Here is a 16,553-nt window from a genome sequence, read left to right on the forward strand (position 1 = left end):
CGTCGATGCCTCCGCAGCCCTCATCGCCGTGCCGCCCGGGTGATGCGGGTCTCACCGGCGGAGTCGAGGACGGTCTGGACCTCGGCGAAACCCTGCGCCTCCAGCAGCGCACGCACGGCCTCGGGTTGAGCGCGATCGTGCTCGAGCAGAAGCGTGCCCTGCGCCGGCAGGACCGTGCGGGCGACCTCGACCGCGCGCCGGATCAGATCGAGGCCGTCGCCGCCTCCGTAGAGGGCCTCTCGCGGCTGATGCTCCGCCCACTCCGGCAGGAGCCGCAGGTCCTGCGGAACATACGGCGCGTTCGCGACCACGACGTCCGCCGGAGCCAGTCCCCGCGCGTCCGTCTCGTAGAGGTCGGCCTGCACGGCGGTGACCGAGGACCGCTCCGAACCGAGCAGACGGGCGATGTTGCGGCGCAGGTAGCGCATCGGCACCTCGTCGCGCTCGATCAGGGTGACGCGCGCATCGGGCCGGCGCAGAGCGATGCCGATCCCGAGAGTCCCGACGCCCGCGCACAGGTCGAGGACGGCGCCGCCCCGCCTCAGGATCTCCGGCGCCGCCGCGAGCTCGATGATCCGCGTGCTCTCCGCGCGCGGGATGAACGCTCCCGTGCCGACTGTGTACGTCGCTCCGTCCACGAGTGCCATTCCGACGATGTGCTCCAGCGGGATCCGCTCCTCGCGCTCGGCGACGGCACGCTCCAGCTCTGCCTGGGCCGAGGCCGCATCGTCCGGTCCGAGGAAGCGGTCCAGGAGCGCGCGGGCGTCGCCCTCCGGGTCCCAGACACCGGCTCGAGTGAGCCGTCGCGTCACCTCGCGCTGGAGAGTCGCGCGTGCGACCGTCACGACCACTCTCCGTAGTAGCGCTCGAGTCGAGCCCGGATCGGCGCGCTCATCGCGGCGACCAGCTCGGCCGGCGGAGTGAACGTCTCGTGCAGGCCGTCGACCAGCTCGGCGTAGTGACGGTGCAGATGGCGCTCGATGCGCGGCGGCCATTCGGAGATGACGTTCCAGCGGTACTCCCACCCCGTCGCCATCATGTGCTCCACGGTCGTCTCGACGACCGACGCACGGTCTCCCGTGGCCAGCGGCGCACGCACCGGCTCGAAGTCGCGCAGGAACGACCAGTGCCCCTCGCTGCCCTCGACCAGTCCTGCGACGTGGCCGGCGATCAGCGGCGACTGGTGCAGGCCGTCGCGGTAGGTGCCGGTCGCGAGGAACAGGCCGTCGATGCCGGTCGGACCGATCAACGGGAAGCCGTCGGCGGGGATCGGCCGATTGCCGACCTGCACGCGCAGGAGCGCGGCCTCGGCGAGGTTCGTGTGCAGCTGGTCGATCGCGCAGCCGATGAGGAACTGCAGGTCACCGAGTGCGGCGGTCTCGCGGGGCTCCGGCGAGACGATGTTCGTCGCGCCGACGTACAGCGTGGAGTCGTCCCGGGGGACAGCGTGGAGCCCGCAGGCGAAGGCCCGGTTGGGAGTCCGGATCACGGTGCGCGGAAGAGGCCTCTCCTCCGGCTCGAGCAGGACGGACACCCCGTAGCCGCTCACCATCGGAGGGATCTTCGCGCGGATGTCCGGCACGTCGTCGAGGAGGGAGAGCGAGCGGGCACCGGCGGCGATGACCACGGAGCCGGCCGTGAGGACCGTCCCGTCGACGAGTTCGACGCCGGTGAGACGGCCCGCCGTGACGACAACCCGGCGCGCTTCGCGCTCGTCGACGACTCCGCCGTAGCGCGCGAGAGCAGCATCGGACTTGACCAGGAGCCGGTGGGAGTCGACCGAGCGCTCCCCCGGGATGTGCAGCGCACGGAGAGGGCGCACGAGGTCGTTCGGATCCAGCCAGTCGATGGCGTCGGCGTCGACGTCCTCGTAGGGCTCCTGCGCCTCGTCGAGCGAGGAGATGATCGCCGCGTAGTTCCCGCTGTCGACGGCGCGGGAACCGGCGGAGTTCAGGATGACCGTCGTCCCGTCCGAGGTGAAGAGCGACTCCTCGTCACCGGAGGCGTCCGCGAGCAGCTCGTCCCACTCCGGCCAGAAGCGTCGTGCCTCGATGTCCATGGCGAGCTTCGCGCGGCCGTGCTCGGAGGCGAGGACACTCGTCGTCACCTCGCCGAAGCATCCCAGCATCGCGCCGGCCGCCGTGCTCGCGGCCAGGGGCCGGGCCGCGCGGCCGAGCCGGGTGACGCGGTGACCGCGCCGTGCCAACTCGAGACTGATCGCGCTGCCCAGAGCGCCGTTGCCGATCACGATCGTGTCGCCCGCCGGTGTCGTCACCAGATCCTCCCTCGTCGTGGTCGATCGCCGCCGTCGGGCGGGACCTCGATGAGGTTAGGGACGGCGGCCGCGAATCGACGAACCGTTGAGCGGAGGCTAAAGGATGCGCCGCGAGAAGACGGGAGCGGCGGAGGCGCCGAGGAGGTCCTCTCCTGCGCGCGTCAGCGAATGCACGGAGTTGCGGCCGCGGCGGTCGGTCGTCACCAGGCCGCAGTCGCGCAGCACGGCGATGTGTTGGCTGACGGCCCCCGGAGTGACTCCCGCGATCGACGCGAGGGCTCCCGTGGTCACAGGGCTGCGGACAGAGTGCAGGATCGTCGCCCTGACCCGCCCCAGCAGGTTGCTCAGCGGGTCGGGATCCTCGGGCTCCTCGCTCCAGAAGTCCCTCGCGAGCGTCCGCGGATACACCAGCATCGGCTCCAGCGGGGGCAGCATGGTGAGCACCTCCGACTGCGAGAAGACGCTGGGCACGAAGGCGATCCCGGCGCCGCCCATGGTGGTGGAGAAGTCGTAGGTGCTGCGCACGCTCAGCGTCGTGCCGTCCCAGCTCACCCGCTCGTTGACCGAGGAGAGCATCGCTGCTGTTCCGCCGCGCTCCGCGAGCAGGGTCCGGTCGCGGATGTCGTGGCTGAGGGAGTGGTCGAGGCGCCCCCAGATCGGTTCGAGCACGGCGCGCCAGTACGACTCGAGCTGGTCGGCGACCACCGGCAGCGCCTGTTCGGGGTGCTGCACCGCGAAAGTCCGGGCCGTCGCTGTCCGCGCTTTCCACTCCCTCGTGGTCCCCGGATCCCGCTCCATCCAGTCGACTTGGGCTGCGAACTCTTCCGCGGGCGTGGCCCGCACCTCCTCCAGCTGTGTCCGGAACGAGGGCGCGAACCGCGGGCTGGGTGTGAGGACGTCCGGCACGTACCCGGTGCTGGGCACGAGGGAGCGGAGCACTCGCAGGTCGACGCCCTTCAGGCGCCCACGCGCGTGCTCCAGGAACGGGCCGAACTGCGACGCGGCCCCCGGCCGCGTCAGTGCCCGCAGGCTGAAGACGGCCTCCCCGATCGGCGACGGCGTGAGCCGGACTCGGGCGACATCGGTCGCGGAGGCCTCGTAGGTTATCGCCACGGTGCGTCGTCGCGGATGAGGTCCTCCTCGAGCGCCGCGTAGACGAACTCGCTCCCCCACGCCCCCGACAGGCGTCGATCGTTCTCGACCAGGTGCGCCTCGCGCCGGAATCCCAGACGTCGGCACAGCAGCACCGAGCGCTCGTTCTCGGTGTCGAGCCGGGCGAACAGCCGATGCGCGCCGTACTCCGAGAAGGCGAGCTCGGCGATCGCCCGCGCGGCTTCGGTGGCGTAGCCTCTGCCCGCGTCCTCCGGGTTGAAGACCCAGCCGATCTCGAGCTGCGAGGCCCGACGATCCGACAGGGTGAGGACGACCTCCCCGACGACCCGACGCTCCCCGCGCACCCGGATCGCGAAAATCAGGGTGTCTCCCTCGGCCTCGAGCGTCGTGGTCGCGACGGCCCGCTCGATGCCCGCCGCGCAGGCCTCCCTGCTGAGCGGCTCGCGGTAGAGGTAACGGGCGACGTCCTCCCGCGATTGGTACGCGAGACGATCGTCGAGATCGCCGCTGTCGAAGCGTGTGATGTCGAGGCGACGGGTGGTGAGGATCAGCGGCACCGTGTGCTCCATGCGCCCAGTCTCTCATCCTCCCGGTCCCGTTCCCGGGGACGCAGCGGCCTTCTCTCACCGAAGGCACTCGGGTCACCGTCGTGACGGGACGGCCGCCGCCGCCGCCGGTCCACTCCGGCGAGTTCGCGGCGCCTCGGCTCGGTCGACGCCTGCCTGCTCCGGCCTGCGGGAACGAGCCCGGATCAGTGGATCGCGGCGTGGCCGAGCTCGGTGCGAAGGGCCGAGCGTCACACGGTGGAACGGAACTCCAGTCGACTCAACGGGTGTCGGCCGTAGGGGGCTGATTCACGCGGCTTGTGTGAAGAAATGAAGTGCTACGACCGCGGAGAGTGTTCGGGTGAAGGTGGAGAACGGTCGCCGGCGGACCGTGTGGAGTAAGCGCCAGTTCTTGAGGTGGGCAATCGCTTGTTCGATCTGGCACCGGATCAAGTTCACGTCATTGTTGAATTCGTGTTCCCATTCAAGCACGTAGCTGTCGGGATTCTTTCGGATGGGGTAATCATTTCCAGTTCGATGTAGCCTTTGAGTGGCATTCATAAGGCTGTTTTCGGGCCGAGTCGGTAGGGCTCGAGGTTCGTGATGGTGCGGATGATGGCGGGGAGTTCGGTGAGGTGTCCGCGGTAGCCGGTGGCGATGATTTTCCCGTTATCATCTGCTCCCGCGGGTTCACAAGGGCCGGGCGTCCCGGCAACGAAGAACGTCGAGCCAGGATCTGGAATATCCGACCCACCAACTCCGTCACCTGCCCAGAGCTGACACCTGTGGTAAAGCCATAGAGCAACGACTGCTCGCTTCAGAAATGGCGCGTGTAGGCACCTCCATTCTCTCGCGCGAGAAGTTGATGTCTTTACAACGACACGCGCATATCAGACCTTATGAATAACGCTCTGAGGTCACGGTAGTAGTGCAGCGGTGACCGTAGACCAGGATCGAGATCCGGCAGGAACGAGACTCCGAACTTCAGCACCTTGCCTTGCACGTCATTCCATGCCGCGGATGGTTCACTGAGCGCTCCTACCCCTCACGTCGTTCTTCGGGCACAGACTTCTTCAGGTGGCGTATGTACAGGTACTGGCAGAGACCAGCTACGCCGACGATCAGAGTGGCGACCACTGGTCGGATGGCCACCACTTCATCGACCGGCAGGCTCATGGCCAAGACTATACCGGCGATCGCCTCGGCGAGGACCAGGAATCCCCACAGAGCCGTGGACACGATCATGGTGCGCCGGTAAGTCGGTTCGTTGTTCCACATCCACGTGGCAGTGACTCGTTCATTCCTCGCAGCAGCATCCATGGCCGGAGCGATCAGGCTCTGGATCACAGGTCGTCCGACGAAGGCAGACACGATCATGAGCAGACCGATGCCAGCGGGAACGATGCCGGAGGCGACGAGGACCGACGAGGCATCCCGCGTGACCAACGCGGTGATGACACTGAGCAGGAGGAGGAAACCGACGGCCCCGGAACTTGCACTGATCCGCCGGGTGATCGCGAACACGTACGCCGCGGAGACGAGAGACCAGGCGACTCCCGTCATCAGCCCCACGACCTCATTCGCGCCGAGAGCGCGGGCCAAATAGTAGAGCGCGACTGGGACCGCGACGTTGACGGCACCCATCACGATCTTCGCCTTGGGAGTGCTGAAGCGCGACCTGTCGTACATATACGGTTCCTGACTCGTCCTTTCCATGTCCTTGATCCGCGGGATCGCGGCCGGATCACTCGGCCTGATCTCGGCGTGAAGCTCGACGTCGTCCCTCCACGAGATCAAGGACCGCCCGGCGCACTGACCTCTCCGCCTCTCGGGCGAGCCCCGGCCTGTTGCCTGTGGGGTGAATGATCGAGCCGAGGTACGCTGCGCGTATCGTCACATGCTCGGTCGCCAGCACGTCCTTGACCGTTGCGCCTAGGAGACGCGGGTCCAGTGCTCGAAAGCATCTGGACCAGGGTTCGCGACGATGCGATTCATCATGGTCACGACCGGCACGGACGGACGGGGCGCTGTGCAGTGCAGGAGTGGACAGTCGTCTTTCTTTGTCATCATTCGCGGTTCCACAGGGATTCGCCATCTCCGCAACTCGTCCATAGAAGTTGGCTCTTGCCGACGCGCCGAGGAGATGTTTCGTGCGCGCGTCCATGGCCCTATGGGCGTCCAGCGTGAGGGTCACTCTGGCGGAAGAGCCGCTGAACTCCCTCATGGCTGCGCGATAGCATTGCACTCCCCCATACTGGGTCTCTTCGCTCTTAAACGGACGCGTATGCACTCCCAGAGGCGCCAGCGGCGGACACTCCACTTCGCCATCCCCTTCGCCAGTCGCGCAACGCCCGACGTGACATCCCGGTATTCCCGATCTGTCGATATTGCAATCTCCTTCCAGGAGGACGGCGCATACTTCGTGAAGCTGGTCGTCACCGAGCTCTCGATCATCTTCGCGTCGCAGCGCCCCGAAGCGGATGCGCGGCCCGACGCTAAAAGAGCGGGAGGGGCCTGCGACCATCGACTCGATCGCAGGCCGCGAATCAGTCAGTCGATGTGTTCTCTTAGCAGGTGGAGCTGCACGTGGACGAGAACGAGGGCGTTCAAAGCCACGTGTCGGAGGCCGAAACTCCGAGGGCACGGTCGTCCAAGCCGTTGACCACCTCGACCACCTCGATGCGGTCGAGGTCGATCGCAAAAATGCCCGCATTGTTCATGTCATCTTCTTTCGTGATGGTGAATTTCGGGGTCTTCCAGCGCCACTGTATTCCGGCCGAGGTCGACGCAACCGCGCTTCGGCTGAGAGTTGTCTCGCCATCAACTCAAGAAAGCGCGGTTCCTGAGTGGATTGATACGTCAGCCCGGCGAACACTCTCGGACAGGTGCGGATACGGCAGAACTGGCTGTGCGCTTTGACATGTTCTCTGCGCTGAGCCGAGCGGTACTTGAGGCGTCGCGAGCGCGGAGGACCGTCACGCTGGCGTGAGCTGCAGAGATCACTCTCTGCACGGTGACAACTGCTCTGCCGCTCGGATCCGCAGAGCCATCGACGCCCCGGGGTTCTCCAGGCCCACCACCACCACCGAAACGCACAGAGAGGATGGCCGTGCATGAAGAATGCACGAGGAATGACCCGTGAGAGGGACCAGAGTCTAGCTGACAGGATTCTTCGGTACTTCGCGATATCCAGGTCGTCGCCTGATCGGCTGCCGGCCCTCAGACTCTTCGGTTCTCTCGTCGTCACCGTCTCGTCCTTGCGACGGACCTCCACTCAGGACGATCGTGCCGAAGGAAAGGTGCGACCCTCTCTCGAGCCGCTCCGTCGCTCACCACCTGGAGCGCCGCGGCCTTGTTTACTGACGGGCCCATCTCGGATGCTCTCGTTCTCCGCGTCGAGCCGATGCGCGCCGTACCCCCGAGAAGGCCGACTCGACGATCGCGCGCATGTCGGTGCCGGACGGGACGGCCTCTCGCTCCGGCTCGCCGGATCGGCCGATCCCCGCGAGCCGAATTCCGACGAGTCGGAGCCGTCTCACACGTTGAAGCGGAACTCCACCACGTCCCCGTCCTGCATCACGTAGTCCTTGCCCTCGATCCGGGCCTTGCCCTTCGCGCGCGCCTCCGCGATGGAGCCGGTCTCGACGAGGTCGTCGAACGAGATGATCTCGGCCTTGATGAAGCCCTTCTGGAAGTCGGTGTGGATGACGCCCGCGGCCTGCGGAGCGGTCCAGCCCTTCCCGATGGTCCAGGCGCGCGTCTCCTTCGGGCCCGCCGTGAGGTACGTCTGCAGGCCCAGCGTGTCGAAGCCGATGCGGGCGAGCTGGTTCAGGCCCGACTCCGTCTGGCCCGTCGACTCGAGCATCTCGGCGGCGTCCGCCTCGTCGAGGTCGATCAGCTCCGACTCGATCTTCGCGTCGAGGAAGATCGCCTGTGCCGGTGCGACAAGCGCCGCCAGCTCGGCCTTGCGCGACTCGTCGGTCAAGACCGCCTCGTCGACGTTGAAGACGTAGATGAAGGGCTTGGCCGTCAGCAGGCCCAGCTCGCGGATCGGCTCGAGGTCGAGCGGCGACGCCGAGAGCGGCTTGCCGGAGTCGAGGAACTCGCGCGCCTTCTTCGCGGTCTCGACCACGATCGGCTCGATCTTCTTCCCCTTCAGCTCCTTCTCGTAGCGGGCCTCGGCCTTCTCGAGGGTCTGCAGATCGGCGAGGACCAGCTCGGTGTTGATCGTCTCCATGTCGCTCGCGGCGTCGACCTTGCCGTCGACGTGCACGACATCCGAGTCCTCGAAGCCGCGGATGACCTGCGCGATCGCATCGGCCTCACGGATGTTCGCCAGGAACTTGTTGCCCAGGCCTTCGCCCTCGGAGGCGCCGCGCACGATGCCGGCGATGTCGACGAAGGAGACGGGGGCCGGGAGGATGCGCTCGGAGCCGAAGATCCCGGCGAGCACCTCGAGGCGCGAGTCGGGCAGGTTCACGACTCCGACGTTCGGCTCGATCGTCGCGAACGGGTAGTTCGCCGCGAGGACCGTGTTCTTGGTCAGCGCGTTGAAGAGCGTCGACTTGCCGACGTTGGGGAGACCGACGATTGCGAGAGTGAGAGCCACGGGCATCCATCCTACGGCGTGGCGCGGGCGGGCCGGGCGGCCGCCGCGTGCCGCTGCGGGCGGCGTCGGAGGTGCGTGAGAGGGTGGAGCGTGCCCATCGACTTCACCGCCATCGACTTCGAGACCGCCAACTCGCACGGAGCCTCCGCCTGCTCGGTCGGGCTCGTGAAGGTCCGCGACGGGCGGGTCGTCGACCGCGCCGGCTGGCTCATCCGCCCGCCGCTCGGCTTCGACGACTTCCTCGAGTGGAACACGCGGATCCACGGCATCCGCAAGACCGACGTGCATGCGGCACCGGGCTGGGCCGAGCAGTTCACCGACCTCGCCGCCTTCGCCGGCGACGACGTCTTCGTCGCGCACAACGCCGGCTTCGACATGGGCGTCATCCGTGCCGCCTGCGCCGCGACCGCGCTCGAGCACCCCGAGTACGACTACTTCTGCTCGCTCCAGCTCGCCCGCAAGACCTACGAGCTCGACTCCTATCGCCTGCCCGCCGTGGCGATGGCCGCCGGCTTCGAGGACTTCCGCCACCACGACGCGTCGGCCGACGCCGAAGCGTGCGCCGCGATCGTCGTGCACGCCGCGCAGCGGCACGGCGCGACCGGCCTGGCCGAGCTGGGCGAGCTGGCCGGTGTCACAATGAAGCGTCTGCGCCCGAAGGCCCCGGTCGCGGTCTAGGACCCTGCGGCACCGGCCCGAGGGTCGCCGAACCAGGTGCTGAAGATGCGCCAGAAGTTGCGGTTCCCGTAGGCCGAGCAGGTGTCGCCCTCGCCGTAGAGGTTCTCGAGCGCAGCCGCGTTCGGCTGGTACGGCGTGTAGTAGTAGAGCCCCGCCGTGGCGGCGTTCTCGATGCGCACGGGAGCCGTGCCGCACGTCTCGTCCGGTGCATAGCGGATCTGGCTCGTCGCTCCGACCGGGTACCAGTCGAAGCTGCTGTCCGGGTCGCGATAGCGCTGGAACTGCCAGGCGGCGCCGTACACCTGCGCCGCGAAACCGTAGGAGCCGCTGTCGCAGTCGGCGGTGTCGGGGCAGCCGTACCCGGTGGCGCTGCGGAACTGGCGCTCGCTCGGCGCGGGATCGGTGACGAGCGACTGCTCCTTCTGCAGCAGCGTGAGCAGAACGGCAGGGTTCACCCCGCAGGCGGAGGCGATCGTCGCGATGATCTCGGCCGCCGGGAGCCGCCGGCCGCCGGGAGCCGCAGCGCACTCCTCGTCCGCCTCAAGGGGCGCGACATCCTCGGCGTAGTCGCGGAGGCAGGGCACCCCGTCGCCCTCGCAGAGCGGCACACGGGCGTTCAGGAACGCCTGAATGGTCAGCGGGCCGAACGCGTCCCCGTCGAAGAAGACCTCGTCCGAGACGATGTCCCCCGGGTCGAAGTCGGCGGCGACAGGACCGGGCGCGAGGAACGTCCACAGGCGCACGCTCGAGAGCTCCCCCATCGGTGCGCGCTGCGTTCCGTCGGCTCCTCCGCCGATGAGGAGCGCCACCAGGGCCGCGACGACGACCGCACCGCCCCGGCGGCGACGGACGCTCGGGGGCGGTGCGGTCGGGGTCATCCCCTCACGCTAGTGGCGCGGTGGTCGTCGATCAGCCGCAGGGCGTGAGGCGTGCGACGTCGTCCGAGAGGGTCGTCGGCCCGCCCAGCAGGACGACCCTCGTCGCCCCGGACGTGGCGATGTCGGCGAGCACTGCCCGAGGCACGCAGGTCGGCGGCACCGCGAAGAGCGGGCTGCTCGAGTAGCCCGCGGCCGTGGCTCCGGCCAGCGCGTCGGGGAAGTTCTCGCCCGTGGCCAGGAACACGGTCTTCGCGCTCGCGAACGCCGCGCGGTTGAGCTGCTCCGACGTGTCGTAGCGGTCGACGCCCCCGATCCGCGTGACGCTCGGCGCCGGAAGCGAGTCCTTGATCCCGTCGCTCACCGACAACGCGCTGCCCGCGATGGTGAGGTTCTGGACCTTGAGGCCCGAGACGATCGCTCGTGTGGTCGAGTCGGCGCTGGCGAGGCCGCCGTTCACCAGGATCACGGGAGCGTCGACGGCACCCGCTGCCGCGCTCGCACCGAGAGCGTCGGGGAACTTCTCGCCGGTCGCGAGCCAGGCGCGGGACGAGCCTCCCGAGAAGGCGTACTGGATGATCTGCTTCGACGTGTCGTAGCGGTCCTTCCCGCCGATGCGCTGCACCTGCAGAGAGTAGGACTTCAGCTGGTTCAGCAGGCCGTCGCCGACGCTGAGCGAGGAGCCGACGACCACGATCTTCGCGGGCGCGAGCCGGGTGAGCTCATCGCGGACCGGCTGCGACATGGAGTCGCGGTCGACGAGCAGGAGCGGGCCGCCCTGCTTGGCTGCGGCGGGCGCGGCGCTGAGCGCGTCGGGGAAGTTCCCACCGGTGGCGATGTAGACGACCGGCACACGGGGGCCGAAGACCGCCTTCGAGATCTCGACGGCGGTGCCCTGCCGGTCGGTCCCGGCGAGTCGGGCCACGTCGATCCCGGCGGTGGTGCTCACGCTCGAGCAGCCGAGGTCCTTCGAGCCGGGTCCGCGCGAGTCGCCGGTGCCGGTCCAGCGGTTCCACTCGACGGAGGCCGCGCTGACGCAGACCTGGTAGGTGCCGGCCGCCGAGACCGGGACGGTCGCCGCGAAGCCGTGCGCCCGGCCGGCGGCCGGGTAGTCGCGCGGGATGTCGCCGCGGTCGCCGTTCGCGGTCGGGGTGCGGACCGTCTTCGTGCCGTCGGGAGCAGTGACGGTGACCGTCGTGCTCAGCGCGGCCCGCTGCGTCGTCGGATCGACACTCCAGCCGGACGCGGTCAGCGTGCCGCCCGAGATCCGCGGGGTGTCGACACGGCCGACGGGGGCGATCCCCGCGTTCGCGAGGGTGCCGGCGGGGTTCCAATCGCTGAAGAGGTACCAGAAGTTGATGTTGCCGTAGGTCGCGCAGTTCGCGTCGCCGCGCCCGGTGAGGGCGTAGTCGTTGGGCTGGTAGGGCGTGTAGTAGTAGAGATCGGCGGTGGCCTGGTTGCGGATCGTCACGGCTGAGGATCCGCAAGCCGTGTTCGGGTGGTACTGGATGTTCGGCGTCGTCCCTGGCGCGTAGGCCGTGAAGTTCGCGCCGGAGCCGGGCGGGTTGGCGTAGCGCTTGAACTGTCGGGCGGCGCTGTAGACCTGCGTGAAGAAGCCGGCGGAGCCGGGATCGCATGCGGCGGTGTCCGGGCAGTTGTAGCCGGTCGCCTTCGCGTAGTCGGCGGCGGTGGGCGTGGTGTCGGTGACGAGGCTCCGCTCCTTCTGCACGAGGACGACGAGCACCAGCGGGTTGATACCGCAGGCCTCACCAACTCCGGCGAAGATCGAGGCCGCCGACTCGAGTGCTCTGCCGGAGTACGCCGCGCACATCGCGTCGGCGGGTCGGCTCGGTGTCGCCTGGCTGAAAGCGCGGAGACAGGGGACGCCGGCGTTCGAGCCCGTGCAGCTCCTGCCCTTATCGTCGAGCAGCTTCTGCACATCGCTCGCGCTGAGCGCGTCCGCGTCGAAGAAGTTCGCGTCGCTAATGATGAAGCCGGCGCGGAAGCTCTTCGTCTCGTCGGCGTCGTACGCCTGGACGGAGAGATCGGGAGTGCCGAGATCGGCCCGGTCGAGGGAGGCGTCGACGGCGCCCGTCTCGACCGAGGTGGTCGACGGCGGCACGGCGTCCTCGGCGGCGGAGGCGGCGGTGAACGGGACGACGGCAGTGCCGAGTCCGACGGCGAGGGCGAGCGCGGCGGTGAGCAGGCGCGATGGTCGGCGGTGATTCCCCATGGTCGCGAAGCCTATTAGCCCCGGGGGACCGCCCGTGTCCCTCGTTCGGTGGCCGTGGCGCGTCGGTCAGACGATGTCGGAGGTGCATGGTCTCATCGGCGGCATGGAACTCAGCTTCATCCTCGGCCTCGTGATCGGCGCGCTCCTGGCCGGAGCCGTCGCCGCGCTCCTCGCCCGCTCGCGCACCCCCGATGCCGCTCTCGCCCTCGAGCTCGCGACGGCGCAGGCCCGCGCCGACGGGCTCGAGGCGCGCCACGAGGCGGTCGTCGAACAGCACCGCGAGCACCTCGGCTCCGCGCGCGACCAGATCCGCGAGTTGCAGGAGCAGCTGCGCGTCGTGGCCGAGCGCGAGCGGCACGACGCGCGCATCCTGCAGACCCTGTCCCCGGTCGCCGAGAGCCTGCGCGGCATGCAGGAGGCGGTGGGCCGGCTCGAACGCGAGCGCGCCGCGCAGTTCGGCGCCATCACCGAACAGCTCGAGGGCCAGCGGGCCGCCGGCGAGCAGCTGCGCTCCACCACCGAGACCCTCGCCTCGGCACTGCGCTCGAACACGAGCCGCGGCGCCTGGGGAGAGACGCAGCTGCGCAACGTCGTCGAAGCGGCGGGGCTGACCCAGCGGGTCGACTTCGATGTGCAGTTCGGCCTCGAGGGCGAGGCCGGCCGGGGGCGCGCAGACATGGTCGTCCGCCTCCCGGGCGGCAAGGCGATCGCGGTCGACGCGAAGGTCCCCTTCGACGCCTACCTCGAGGCGAGCGCGATCCCCGCCGGCGCGAGCGGTGACGAGGAGGCGCGTCGCGCAGGCCTCCTGCGCGCACACGTCCGCGCGCTCCGCGGACACGTCGACGCGCTCGCCGCCCGCTCCTACTGGACGGGGCTGCCCGCCAGCCCCGAGTTCGTCATCGCGTTCATCCCGAGCGAGCCGCTCCTCGCGAGCGCCCTCGACGCCGATCCGAGCCTGCTCGAGTACGCGTTCCGCAAGCGCGTGGCCCTCGCCTCCCCCGTGACCCTGTGGTCAGTGCTCAAGACCGTCGCCTACACCTGGCAGCAGGACGTCCTGACGGACGATGCGAAGCGACTGCTCGACCTCGGCAGGACCCTCTACGCACGTCTGGGCACACTGGCCGATCACGCCGAGGGGCTGCGCCGCTCACTCGAGAAGACGGTCGACTCCTACAACGCGTTCGCCGGCTCGCTCGAGAGCCGCGTGCTCGTCACGGCGCGCCAGTTCGACTCGATCGACGAGTCCCGGGTCATCGCACCCGTCGGAGGCGTCTCCTCGTCGCCGCGCCGCCTCACGGCCGTCGAGCTGCTCACCGCCGACACCGATGAGGGCGAGCGCTCGGCCTGAGCCGGAGGCCCGACCGGCCAGGGCGCGGCGGCGTCCGGTCGCCGATGTCCTGCTGGTCGTCGGGCGGAGTCCTGGCGGGACTCAGACCCACTTCTCGGCGAGGTGCTGAGCGGTGACGCGGCGGATGGTGCCCGAGCGCGAGCGGAGGACGATCGACTCCGTCGTGATGACGTGCCCCTCCTTGCGCACACCCTTGACGAGGCCGCCGTTCGTGACTCCGGTGGCGACGAAGTAGGTGTTGTCGCTGCGGACGAGGTCGTTGGCGTGCAGGACGCGGTCGAGGTCGTGGCCGGCGTCGATCGCGCGCTGGCGCTCGTCGTCGTCCTTCGGGCGGAGGATCCCCTGGATCACTCCGCCGAGCGCGCGGATGGCGCACGCCGTGATGATCCCCTCCGGCGTCCCTCCGGTGCCGACGCACATGTCCAGGCGCGAGTCGTGCCGGGCGGCGTTGATCCCGCCCGCGACGTCGCCGTCGAGCAGGAGCCGGGTGCCGGCGCCGGCCGCGCGGATGTCCTCGATCAGCTGAGCGTGGCGCGGCCGGTCGAGGACCGCGATCCGCATCTCCTCGACGGGCTTGCGCTTGGCGCGGGCCAGGGCGCGGATGTTCTCGCCGATCGGGCGCTCGATGTCGATGATGCCGACGCCCTCGGGGCCCGTGACGATCTTCTCCATGTAGAACACGGCGGAGGGGTCGAACATCGCGCCGCGGTCGGCGACGGCGATCATCGAGAGCGCGTTCTGCCGTCCGGCGGCGGTGAGCGAGGTGCCGTCGATGGGGTCGACCGCGATGTCCGCGGCCGGGCCGGAGCCGTTGCCGACGTGCTCGCCGTTGAAGAGCATGGGCGCGTTGTCCTTCTCGCCCTCGCCGATCACGACGACCCCGTCGAAGTTCACGGTGCCGAGGAAGGTGCGCATCGCGTCGACGGCTGCTCCGTCGGCGGCGTTCTTGTCGCCCTTGCCGATGAACGGCACGGCGCGGATCGCAGCGGCCTCGGTGGCGCGGACGAGCTCCATGCCAAGGTTGCGGTCGGGGTGGAGGTAGAGCGAGTCGTTGTCGATCACTGGAGCATTGTCGGTCACTGAGCGGAGTCCTTCGTCGTCGAGTTCGTGCACGTCGTCGCAGGACCCGCGGAGCGGATCCCCATCCCCTTCGAAGCCTAGCCCAGCGCGCCCGAGGGCCCGGGGAGAGGGCGCAGCCCGCCTCGCTAGACTCGACGGCGACGCGGGCCCCGCCCGACCCCTCCCGTTCATCCGTCAAAGGAGATGCCATGCCCGTCGCTACCCCGGACCAGTACGCAGAGATGCTCGATAAGGCGAAGGCGGGCGGATTCGCCTACCCGGCGTTCAACGTCTCGTCGTCGCAGACCGTCAACGCCGTTCTGCAGGGCCTCACGGAGGCGGGCTCGGACGGCATCATCCAGGTCACGACCGGAGGCGCCGACTACTTCGCCGGTCACACCGTGAAGAACCGCGCGGCCGGCGCGATCGCCTTCGCGAAGTTCGCCACCGAGGTCGCCAAGAACTACCCGGTCACCGTCGCGCTGCACACCGACCACTGCCCGCAGAATGCGCTCGAGGGCTTCGTGTACCCGCTGATCACCGCCTCCGAGGAGGAGGTCAAGGCCGGCCGCGAGCCGCTGTTCCAGTCGCACATGTGGGACGGCTCCGCGGTGCCGCTCGACGAGAACCTCGCCATCGCGAAGGAGATCCTCCCCCGCGTGAAGAACATCAACGCCATCCTCGAGGTCGAGATCGGCGTCGTGGGCGGCGAGGAGGACGGTGTCTCGCACGACATCAACGAGCACCTCTACACCACGCTCGACGACGCGATCGCGACCGTCGAGGCCCTCGGCTTCGGCGAGCAGGGGCGCTACATGGCGGCCCTCACCTTCGGCAACGTGCACGGGGTCTACAAGCCGGGCAACGTGCGCCTGCGTCCCGAGTTGCTCCGCGAGATCCAGGACGGCCTGCAGAAGAAGTACGGCACCGATGCGCTTCCGCTCGACCTTGTCTTCCACGGCGGCTCCGGTTCGACGGACGAGGAGATCGCCGAGGCGGTGCGCAACGGAGTGGTGAAGATGAACATCGACACCGACACGCAGTACGCCTTCAGCCGTTCCATCGCCGACACCGTGCTCAAGAACTACGACGGCTTCCTCAAGGTCGACGGCGAGGTCGGCAACAAGAAGATTTACGACCCGCGCGCCTGGGGCAAGATCGCCGAGACCGCGATGGCCGCGCGCGTCGCCGAGGCGACCCGCCAGCTCGGCTCGGCCGGGAACTCCGGGAAGTAGGGCACCGCTCCGTGACGAACGCACACGATCAGCCGGGCGCCGGGCGTCCGGAGCCGCAGTACGGCGAGTACGCCCCGCCCGGCTGGTCGTGGCGGCCGCCGGAGGACGCGGTGGTCGTCCCCGATCCGCGCGGCTCCGAGAGCGATCCGCGTCCCGCGACCGCGCCTGCCGAGCCGGTGGTCGCGCATCCGGTCGACCGCTTGCTCACGATCGTGCTGCTCGCGCTCGGCGTCTTCTTCGCCGTGCCGACGCTGCTCGATCCGTCGAGCTTCGCGACGACGCTGCAGGAGCTCTATCGCACCCAGGGCATCGGGACCTACGCGTCACCCGAGCTCGCGCGGATCCTCGGCATCGTCGTGGCGCTCGCGCAGTCGCTGATCGTCGCCTTCGCGGTGTGGATCTCGATCCGGCGCCTGCGCGCGGGCAAGCGCGCGGTGCTCGTGCCGATCTTCGGCATCGTGGCGACGGTGCTGCTCTCGCTGATCGTCGCGGCGATCGCCATCCTGGGCGATCCGACCTTCGCGGACTACGTCACGCGCCTGTCGTCGTCGCAGAGTGGCGCGGCCACGGACGTCTAAATCCC

At 69.0% G+C, this 16,553-nt stretch carries 13 protein-coding genes; 4 read left to right on the forward strand and 9 right to left on the reverse strand.

What is annotated here, in order from left to right; genetic code table 11:
* Positions 1-20 precede the first annotated feature (20 nt).
* From GSU10_RS09915 to ychF, 6 genes are all read right to left on the reverse strand, one after another.
* Positions 21-845: a N5-glutamine methyltransferase family protein gene (locus GSU10_RS09915; protein ID WP_132504073.1), complete on the reverse strand. Its 825-nt coding sequence runs from the start codon at positions 843-845 to the stop codon at positions 21-23.
* Positions 842-2,275, reverse strand: coding sequence for an NAD(P)/FAD-dependent oxidoreductase (locus GSU10_RS09920; protein WP_082844894.1), 1,434 nt, complete (start codon positions 2,273-2,275; stop codon positions 842-844). Before GSU10_RS09920 ends, GSU10_RS09915 begins: the two co-directional genes overlap by 4 nt.
* A gap of 96 nt (positions 2,276-2,371) precedes the next feature.
* Positions 2,372-3,388, reverse strand: a complete 1,017-nt coding sequence (locus GSU10_RS09925) for an ArsR/SmtB family transcription factor (protein ID WP_082844895.1) — start codon at positions 3,386-3,388, stop codon at positions 2,372-2,374.
* Positions 3,379-3,957 carry a GNAT family N-acetyltransferase gene (locus GSU10_RS09930; protein ID WP_068207192.1) on the reverse strand — a complete coding sequence of 193 codons (579 nt, stop codon included), beginning with the start codon at positions 3,955-3,957 and terminating at the stop codon, positions 3,379-3,381. Before GSU10_RS09930 ends, GSU10_RS09925 begins: the two co-directional genes overlap by 10 nt.
* A gap of 1,014 nt (positions 3,958-4,971) precedes the next feature.
* Positions 4,972-5,622, reverse strand: coding sequence for a VC0807 family protein (locus GSU10_RS09935; RefSeq protein ID WP_132504071.1), 651 nt, complete (start codon positions 5,620-5,622; stop codon positions 4,972-4,974).
* A 1,846-nt stretch (positions 5,623-7,468) separates the two neighbouring features.
* The gene (ychF, locus tag GSU10_RS09940; protein ID WP_068207292.1) at positions 7,469-8,542 is read right to left on the reverse strand and encodes a redox-regulated ATPase YchF; all 1,074 of its coding nucleotides are present in this window, start codon (positions 8,540-8,542) and stop codon (positions 7,469-7,471) included.
* 90 nt (positions 8,543-8,632) lie between these two features.
* Here ychF and GSU10_RS09945 point away from each other — a divergent pair, with 90 nt between their 5' ends.
* Positions 8,633-9,220 carry a 3'-5' exonuclease gene (locus tag GSU10_RS09945; RefSeq protein WP_068207198.1) on the forward strand — a complete coding sequence of 196 codons (588 nt, stop codon included), beginning with the start codon at positions 8,633-8,635 and terminating at the stop codon, positions 9,218-9,220.
* Here the strand turns inward: GSU10_RS09945 and GSU10_RS09950 are convergent.
* Together GSU10_RS09950 and GSU10_RS09955 are read right to left on the reverse strand one after the other, a co-directional pair.
* Positions 9,217-10,098: a hypothetical protein gene (locus GSU10_RS09950; protein ID WP_068207200.1), complete on the reverse strand. Its 882-nt coding sequence runs from the start codon at positions 10,096-10,098 to the stop codon at positions 9,217-9,219. The two genes, GSU10_RS09945 and GSU10_RS09950, sit on opposite strands and share 4 nt — an antisense overlap.
* 31 nt (positions 10,099-10,129) lie before the next feature.
* Positions 10,130-12,328 (reverse strand): cell wall-binding repeat-containing protein, encoded by a 2,199-nt coding sequence (locus GSU10_RS09955; protein WP_068207204.1) that lies wholly within the window; start codon positions 12,326-12,328, stop codon positions 10,130-10,132.
* A 103-nt stretch (positions 12,329-12,431) separates the two neighbouring features.
* On the opposite strand from GSU10_RS09955, the gene GSU10_RS09960 reads away from it, so the two are divergent.
* Entirely contained in the window at positions 12,432-13,676 is a 1,245-nt protein-coding gene (locus GSU10_RS09960; protein WP_199220806.1) for a DNA recombination protein RmuC, read from the forward strand.
* An 81-nt stretch (positions 13,677-13,757) separates the two neighbouring features.
* Here the strand turns inward: GSU10_RS09960 and glpX are convergent, their stop codons facing one another.
* A complete protein-coding gene (gene glpX / locus GSU10_RS09965) occupies positions 13,758-14,690 on the reverse strand; it encodes a class II fructose-bisphosphatase (RefSeq protein ID WP_132504395.1) in 933 nt (310 codons plus the stop codon).
* A 254-nt stretch (positions 14,691-14,944) separates the two neighbouring features.
* Between glpX and fbaA the strand changes: the two genes are divergently transcribed.
* Entirely contained in the window at positions 14,945-15,970 is a 1,026-nt protein-coding gene (gene fbaA, locus GSU10_RS09970; protein ID WP_068207206.1) for a class II fructose-bisphosphate aldolase, read from the forward strand.
* A gap of 11 nt (positions 15,971-15,981) precedes the next feature.
* The gene (locus GSU10_RS09975) at positions 15,982-16,548 is read left to right on the forward strand and encodes a DUF6264 family protein (RefSeq protein ID WP_068207208.1); all 567 of its coding nucleotides are present in this window, start codon (positions 15,982-15,984) and stop codon (positions 16,546-16,548) included.
* The last annotated feature ends 5 nt before the right edge of the window (positions 16,549-16,553 follow it).

The sequence above is a fragment of the Rathayibacter tanaceti genome (genome assembly GCF_009834165.1).
Classification (GTDB): domain Bacteria; phylum Actinomycetota; class Actinomycetes; order Actinomycetales; family Microbacteriaceae; genus Rathayibacter; species Rathayibacter tanaceti.

Bases quoted from the DNA above. Each gene is read 5' to 3' on its own strand.
- fbaA (WP_068207206.1), top strand. From the start codon at position 14,945: ATGCCCGTCGCTACCCCGGACCAGTACGCAGAGATGCTCGATAAGGCG.
- GSU10_RS09950 (WP_068207200.1), bottom strand. From the start codon at position 10,098: ATGACCCCGACCGCACCGCCCCCGAGCGTCCGTCGCCGCCGGGGCGGT.
- GSU10_RS09960 (WP_199220806.1), top strand. From the start codon at position 12,432: ATGGAACTCAGCTTCATCCTCGGCCTCGTGATCGGCGCGCTCCTGGCC.
- GSU10_RS09930 (WP_068207192.1), bottom strand. From the start codon at position 3,957: ATGGAGCACACGGTGCCGCTGATCCTCACCACCCGTCGCCTCGACATC.
- glpX (WP_132504395.1), bottom strand. From the start codon at position 14,690: ATGGAGCTCGTCCGCGCCACCGAGGCCGCTGCGATCCGCGCCGTGCCG.
- GSU10_RS09955 (WP_068207204.1), bottom strand. From the start codon at position 12,328: ATGGGGAATCACCGCCGACCATCGCGCCTGCTCACCGCCGCGCTCGCC.
- GSU10_RS09935 (WP_132504071.1), bottom strand. From the start codon at position 5,622: ATGTACGACAGGTCGCGCTTCAGCACTCCCAAGGCGAAGATCGTGATG.